1 pseudogene is annotated in these 3,793 nt (G+C 40.8%); it reads left to right on the plus strand.

The features are described from left to right. Nucleotides 1–3,793: pseudogene (locus ACFINA_RS09340) on the plus strand (hypothetical protein); the annotation flags it as partial.

The raw sequence follows: 3,793 nt of genomic DNA on the forward strand, positions 1-3,793 counted from the left end.
AAGAAGAACAAGGCAGAGCTGTAAGGACACAAGAAAACAGTAGAATTACGTTTCTAGCAAATGGTGAGATTAGCGCTAAATCAACGGATGCTGTCGCTGGTAATCAACTTTATTCAATGAATCAGACGCTGGCGACTTATTTTGGTGGTGGTGCAGGTTATGCTAAAGATGGACAATGGAAGGCTCCAAATTTTGTAATCAAGAAAGTTGATGCAGAAGGTAAAGAAAGTGAGGAAAGCTATAAGAGTGTAGCGGAAGCACTTTCTGATATTAGTAGTTCTGTCACGAATGTTCATCATGATGTGACCAATGTAGTCAGTGATAGCCTTGTCAAGCAGGATGAGAAGACGAAAATTATCACTATTGGTAAAGAAGTAGAAGGCACTGAAATAAGTCTTCTGGATGACAAGGGCAAAGAGCGGACACTTTCAGGTGTTAAGGCAGCAACGAAGAATAATGAAGCGGTTAACAAGGGTCAGCTTGATGCAAGTCTGAAAGATCTTTCTACCAGCCTTCAGTCTGATGACTCGGCTGTTGTTCATTACGATAAAAAAGAGGGTGAGAATGGCGGCATTGATTACATGAGTGTGACTTTAGGTAAAGGTAAGGATGCAGGACCAGTTGCACTTCATAATGTCAAAGATGGTGTCATTGGTGAGAGTTCACATGATGCGATTAATGGTAGTCAGATCAACACGATTTCTCAGAATGTAGCTAAATTCCTTGGCGGCGATGCGGCATTTAAAGACGGTAGCTTTACCAACCCTACTTACAACTTATCTCGCGTTTCTGAAGATGGCGAGGTAACACAAAAAGCCTTTACCAATGTTGGTTTAGCATTTGAGGGACTTGATGCAAATATCAAAAATGTGAATCAGCGTATTAAGGAAGTCTCAGAAGGAGTTGCACAAGATTCTTTATCATGGAGCGAGGGTGAAAAATCCTTTGTAGCCTTGCATGGAGGAAAAGACGGTGCAAAGACAAATAGCAAGATTAAGTTCCTTGCGGCAGGAGATATTACGAAAGAATCTACAGATGCAGTAAATGGCTCTCAACTTTATTCCTTAGGAAAAGATCTTGCATCGTACTTAAACGGTGATGCTAAGTATGAGAAAGATCAATGGTTGTTGCCTAGATTTAAAGTTACACACCTTAAAGAAGATGGCACATCAGAAGAAGCTGAGTACGATAGTGTTTCAGAAGCTCTTTCAGGTGTTGGTAATTCTTTCACGAATGTGGTTAAAGACTTTAATGACAAAGTCACGAATATCACAGAATCTGTCCAAGGCGATGCGCTGTTGTGGAATAAGGACGCAGAGGCGTTTGTAGCCAAGCATGGAGAGAAGGAAAGCAAGACGAACAGCAAGATAACGTCGCTTGCAAATGGGGATATCACTAAAGACTCAAGCGATGCTGTAACAGGAAATCAGCTATATGCTCTAGGTAACAGTGTTGCAAAGTCTTTAGGTGGTGATGCTAGTTATGCAGGTGGCGCTTGGACGGCTCCAAGTTTCAAAGTTAAGATCGTTAATGAGGATGGTACTAAAGTTGAAGAGAAGAAGTATGATACTGTATCGGAAGCATTTGCTGGTGTAGGAACATCTTTTGAGAATCTTCAAAAAGAGTTTACTCAAAACAACACGGAGGTTACTGAAAATATTAAGCAGAATGCGTTGTTGTGGAGTGATTCTGAAAAGGCGTTTGTAGCAACGCATGGAGAGGGTGATGAGAAAGGCAACAGTAAAATTAAGTTTCTTTCCAATGGAGAGATTTCTGCAAGCTCAAGTGAAGCGGTCAATGGTTCTCAGCTTTTTGCGACTAATCAAAATGTAAGCAGTGTATCTAACAATCTTGAAACAACAGCTACGAATATAGCTAAATCCTTTGGCGGTGGCGCTGAATATAAAGAAGGTCAATGGAGTGCTCCAAGCTTCAAAGTTAAGATCGTCAAAGAAGATGGCAGTGCTGTTGAAGAGCAAAGTTATGATGATGTTGCTAAAGCATTTGCTGGTGTAGGCGCTTCATTCACGAATATTCACAAAGAGCTTAAGAATGAGATTAATAAAGTTGTAGGAGATAGTCTTGTTAAGTTTGATGATACGACAAATGTAATCAAGCTTGGTGGTGAAAAAGAAGGTGCGAGCATCAGTATTGCGGATAAGGAAAGCCAAGATAGAATACTTTCAGGTGTTAAGACAGCGACAAGGGATAATGAAGCGGTTAACAAGGGTCAGCTTGATGAAAGTTTAAAGGATCTTTCTACCAGTCTTCAGTCTGATGAATCGGCTGTTGTTCACTATGATAAACAAGGTGATGATAATAGCAGCACTAATTATGCGAGTGTGACTTTGGGTAAAGGTAAGGGTTCTGCAACTGTTGGTTTGCATAATGTTGCCGAAGGTCAGATTAGTGAGAATTCGCATGATGCGGTTAATGGCGGTCAGATTTCTAAGGTTTCTCAGGATATTGCGAAATACTTAGGTGGAGGTACAAGCTTTAAAGATGGTACTTTCACGGGTCCAACCTATAAATTATCCAGTGTTGATGCAAAAGGCGAGGTAGTAGAAAAATCTTATGGTGATGTTGGTTTAGCCATTGAAGGTATTGATACGAATTTCAAGAATGTGAATAACAACCTAACGAATAAGTTTAATGAACTTACTGAAAATATCACGAATATTACTCAGGAAGTTCAAGGCGATGCGCTGTTGTGGGATAAGGACGCAGAAGCGTTTGTAGCGACGCATGGGGACAATAAAGAGAACAGCAAGCTCACATCACTTGCAGCTGGCTCTATAGTATCAGGCTCGAGTGATGCGATTACGGGTGGACAGATTTATGATCTGCAAAAAAAGTTTGCTGGCTATTTTGGTGGAGGTGCTGGTTATAATGAGAAAGGCGAATGGCAAGATCCGGATTTCCAAATTCAGACTTTCAGCAATGATGGTACGAAAGGAGATAAGAAGAGCAGTAATAATGTTGCAGGTGCGTTTAATGACATTAATGACAGCATGAGCACTATCAACGCTCGTATTAAGGAAGTTTCAGAAGGAGTTGCACAAGATTCTTTATCATGGAGCAAGGCTGAAGGTGCTTTTGTCGCCTTGCATGGAGAAAAAGATAGTGAGAAGACGAACAGCAAAATCACATCACTTGCAAATGGTGATATTACTGCTAGCTCAAGCGATGCTGTAGCAGGAAATCAGCTATATTCTCTAGGTAACAGTGTTGCAAAGTCTTTAGGTGGTGATGCTAGTTATGCAGGTGGCGCTTGGACGGCTCCAAGTTTCAAAGTTAAGATCGTTAATGAGGATGGTACTAAAGTTGAAGAGAAGAAGTATGATACTGTATCGGAAGCATTTGCTGGTGTAGGAACATCTTTTGAGAATCTTCAAAAAGAGTTTACTCAAAACAACACGGAGGTTACTGAAAATATTAAGCAGAATGCGTTGTTGTGGAGTGATTCTGAAAAGGCGTTTGTAGCAACGCATGGAGAGGGTGATGAGAAAGGCAACAGTAAAATTAAGTTTATTTCCAATGGAGAGATTTCTGCAAGCTCAAGTGAAGCGGTCAATGGTTCTCAGCTTTTTGATACGAATAAGACAGTTGCAACTTATTTAGGTGGTGGCGCTGAATATAAGGAAGGTCAATGGAGTGCTCCAAGCTTCAAAGTTAAGATCGTCAAAGAAGATGGCAGTGCCGTTGAAGAGCATAGCTATGATGATGTTGCGTCAGCCTTTGCTGGTGTTGGTGATTCATTCACGAATATTCATAAAGAGCTTCAGAATGAGAT

Source organism: Bartonella sp. AC10YNML (assembly GCF_042196825.1).
Taxonomy (GTDB): domain Bacteria; phylum Pseudomonadota; class Alphaproteobacteria; order Rhizobiales; family Rhizobiaceae; genus Bartonella.